This window comes from Nostoc sp. CHAB 5715 (genome assembly GCF_020829685.1).
Taxonomy (GTDB): Bacteria; Cyanobacteriota; Cyanobacteriia; order Cyanobacteriales; family Nostocaceae; genus Nostoc.
Genome location: NZ_JAIVFR010000764.1, coordinates 1 through 3,709 on the forward strand (window position 1 = coordinate 1; position 3,709 = coordinate 3,709).

The 3,709-nt window shown below is 43.4% G+C and carries 4 protein-coding genes; 2 read left to right on the top strand and 2 right to left on the bottom strand.

Annotated features, from left to right (window positions below):
- Together LC574_RS30780 and LC574_RS30785 are read left to right on the top strand one after the other, a co-directional pair.
- Positions 1 to 183: bifunctional adenosylcobinamide kinase/adenosylcobinamide-phosphate guanylyltransferase (locus LC574_RS30780; protein ID WP_229457383.1), on the top strand; the 183-nt coding region annotated here is incomplete at its 5' end.
- Positions 184 to 256: 73 nt separating this feature from the next.
- Entirely contained in the window at positions 257 to 691 is a 435-nt protein-coding gene (locus tag LC574_RS30785) for a hypothetical protein (protein ID WP_229457384.1), read from the top strand.
- Between the two features lie 584 nt (positions 692 to 1,275).
- On the opposite strand, the gene miaB is transcribed toward LC574_RS30785, so the two are convergent.
- Both miaB and LC574_RS30795 read right to left on the bottom strand, forming a co-directional pair.
- Positions 1,276 to 2,640 (bottom strand): tRNA (N6-isopentenyl adenosine(37)-C2)-methylthiotransferase MiaB, encoded by a 1,365-nt coding sequence (gene miaB / locus LC574_RS30790; RefSeq protein ID WP_229457385.1) that lies wholly within the window; start codon positions 2,638 to 2,640, stop codon positions 1,276 to 1,278.
- Positions 2,641 to 3,122: 482 nt separating this feature from the next.
- Positions 3,123 to 3,709 (bottom strand): calcium-binding protein (locus LC574_RS30795; RefSeq protein ID WP_368736755.1); only part of this gene is annotated, 587 nt, incomplete at its 5' end.

The following is a 3,709-nucleotide window of genomic DNA, read 5'->3' on the forward strand; positions in this document are numbered from 1 at the left end:
GCAGAAGAGGTAGGTTGGGGTGTAGTACCAGCTTATCCTCTTGGGAGGGCGTTCCGCGATCGCTTGGGTTCTTTAGTGCGCCAGCTAGGTGTACTCAGCGATACTGTTTATTTAGTTACTGGTGGTCATGTTCTCAATCTCAGCATCCTTGGTTATCCATTGCCAATTAGAGGGGAAGGATAAGTGAGGGGTCAAGATTCTTAACTCTTAATTCAAATTAATCTAAAATCTAAAATTTAAAATCTAAAATTGTAATATGGCAACCAAACAAGAAGTTAGAGAATACCTTGCCTACTGGTTTCAGTTGGGTAAGAAACTGATTATGAGCAACGGTAAGGCAAGCGTTTTGCCCCAAGACGCTCGCGGACTCGCTAACGCTCCGCTATCGGTGCTAAATGGCGATCGCTATAGTGAAGAATTTGAAGAGTGCTGGCAAAAAATTCTCTCACCAGAATCGGGTGATTGTTACCTAGAGGGTACACATGAAACCATTGCTGAACTGTTGACACCAGCCTGGGAGATGCTACCTTGCAGCCGTTGCAGTATGCCAGTAGCAGCGCGAAACGTCGGGATGCCAGCGTTGTTATGCCCCTGCAATGATTTACCTAACTGGCCTAATACCGAATTACCAGCACCGCGAAAGCCAATTAAGACTCAAGATCAACTCAAAACGATTCGCGATCGCTTGTAGATAATATTGCATAAACAACTTCTTTATTTCCAAGACTTACGCAAAAAGTCAGTGAAAGCCTTGATTTACCGTAAGGGCAATTCATGTAGACGCAAAGCGGCTTCCCGCAGGGTATTGCCCCTACATTTCGTACTTGATGCGTAAGTCCTAATTTCTTTGCGTCCTTATATGGTTTAACGCGTCTTAGATACTTCCAGTGAAAAAACATCCCATCGTAGGGTAGCACAGATGTGCATACGTGTCAACTTAACGTAAAAGCCATGTCCCGCAAGGAACTGAAGTTCCTTGCTAATAGCGAAAGTCATCTCTTGATGACTAAATATAGCCAAAAATCTTTAGTCTACTTTAGTAGACTTTAGCTATTAGCCTTGAACTTTAGTTCTAGGCGGGCGTGGAAGCCAACAGATAAGCGATTTTTAGCTTAAGTTGACACCAATGAGCAAAGCTTAGCCCTTACGAAAGATGTGGTTTTTAAACTTCTCCATATATGGTATTTCTTGTCAATGCGTAAGTCCTAGTAGAGACGTAGCAGTGCTACGTCTCTACTAGGGTTATGGATAACGCATATTTAATTTGTCTAATTCTTAGACAGATAAGGCTTGTCTCACTTCAACTGCTTCACCCGTCAAGCTAAAAGGGCGAACTTCGGTAATTTTTACCTTCACTAACTGCCCTTTCAATTCTTTGATGTCGCCACTGAAGAATGTTAGACGATTACCGCCAGTGCGTCCCATTACCTGAGTTTGATCTTTGGGGTTTTGGTCTTCTACTAAAACGGATTCGATGCGTCCAAAGTAACGTTGCGATCGCTCGGCTACTTTCAAGTTTCCTAAATGATTCAGGCGTTGGAGGCGATCGCTTTTAACTTCTTCACTGAGCTGATTATCCCACAAAGCGGCAGGTGTTCCTGGACGTGGCGAATATGCTGCTGTATTCAACATATCAAAGCCAATATCTTCTACCAGTTTCAGGGTATTTTCAAACTGTGCTTCTGTCTCTCCAGGAAAACCGACAATGGCATCAGCACTAATGGAAGCATCTGGCATATACCGCCGAATGGTATCGATAATCCGACGATATTTCTCATGGGTATAACCCCGCGCCATCGCCTTTAAAAGTTCATTATCCCCAGATTGGAAGGGAATGTGGAAGTGTTCGCAGACTTTGGGCAACTCAGCACAAGCCTTAATTAATCTTTCTGTAAAATAACGGGGATGGCTAGTAGCAAATCTTAACCTTTCAATCCCCGGTACATCATGGACGTAATAAAGTAAATCTGTGAAGTTGTGCAGATGCCGTCCTTGTGCTGTTGTTCCTGGCAAATCTCTGCCGTAAGCGTCAATATTTTGACCGAGTAGAGTAACTTCCTTGTAACCTTGCCGTCCTAATTCTTCCATTTCAGCCCGGATAGCTGACGGTGTGCGAGATTGTTCGACACCTCGCACATTGGGAACCACGCAGTAGGTGCAGCGTTCGTTACAGCCGTAAATTACATTTACCCAAGCTGTTACTTTACTATCCCGTCGCGGCTGGGTGATATCTTCAATAATATGAACAGACTCGGTTGCAACAACTTGGTTGCCGTCGAAGACTGACTCCAGCAAATCTTTAAGACGGTTGGCGTGTTGTGGCCCCATTACCAAGTCTAATTCTGGGACTCGCCGCAATAGCCCTTCACCTTCTTGCTGGGCAACACAACCTGCAACGATGAGGGTTAAATCAGGCTGCTCATGTTTACGCTTCGCTTGTCTGCCGAGGTAGGAATATACTTTTTGCTCGGCATTATCCCGAATTGTGCAAGTATTGTAGAGAATCACATCTGCATTATTCGGGTCTTCTGACCATTCAAAGCCCATGTCTTCCAAAACGCCAGCCATGCGCTCTGAGTCAGCTTTATTCATCTGACAACCGAAGGTAGTGATATGGTAGTGGCGTTTAGAAGTGGTCATGAGCAATTCTGCTTAATTAGCGTAATGTTGTATATAAGGTTTATTTCCATTCTATAACGCTCTTAAGGCGCGTAACGCAGTCCAGAACGTTTAGATTCTGCAATTAGCGTTAGCGAAGCCCGCCGTAGGCATCGCCCCAGCCGTTTTGACCGCAAATATCATTTTGAACTACCAGATATCTCAGAACGGCAAGAGGCAAATCATTTGTATCAGGCATCTCGTGAAATAGTACCAACTGGCGCACTAGAGAAAATCATGCTTTTTGAAGTTGCTATTTTGTGAGAACAAATGAGCATCATAACTGTTAGCAACGAAGCATCAGAAAAGTAAAATGAAAGTTCATTTAATAAACTTCGGCAGGTCTTGTTGTCCCCAGCTTCTAACAAGCCGCAAGTTTTGTGGCGGGGTCTAAATCCCCATTACAAAACGTAATTGCCAATTGCGAATTGCAAATTGCGAATTGTTTTAATCCAGCCCTCTTACTATGCCAACGTTATAAAGTTTTCTGCCTCAATCATGTCAGCTTGTAATCCAATAAGCTTTGCTAGTCTTTCGTGTGTATCTGTAACCTCAATTGAAGTGCTAAAACTGTCTTGCGTAATTGTGATCTGCTCAAATGTTATGTCCTCTAAGATGAAAAAGTCTTCTCCATCACGATAGTCAAGTATTTTATCTTGCCCATCTCCCGATCGCAGCACAAATCGATCAGATCCTTTACCACCGATCAGGATATCGTTATCTTTACCACCATCGAGGACATCATTGCCGTTACCTCCTAATAAAATGTCTATCCCGTCTCCTCCTACTAAATAATCTTGCCCTCCACGTCCAATTAGAAAATCAGCGCCTTTATTTCCATAAATATTGTCGGCGGAATTCGTTCCATAAAGAAAATCCGTAAAGTCAGACCCTATCTCTTCTGAAACGAATGCTTCTACAACAGCCCGATCTGCTTGTACAAGCCCTGAACCTTCTTCTATAGAAAGGGCAGTATCTTGGATTTTAGTACGAATCTCTTCAGGGGTAAGATTTCCATCAGAACGGTCTAGCATTTTATTAGGAGGTAACG

Coding starts and splice junctions, on each gene's coding strand:
- LC574_RS30785 (WP_229457384.1), top strand. CDS start 257: ATGGCAACCAAACAAGAAGTTAGAGAATACCTTGCCTACTGGTTTCAG.
- miaB (WP_229457385.1), bottom strand. CDS start 2,640: ATGACCACTTCTAAACGCCACTACCATATCACTACCTTCGGTTGTCAG.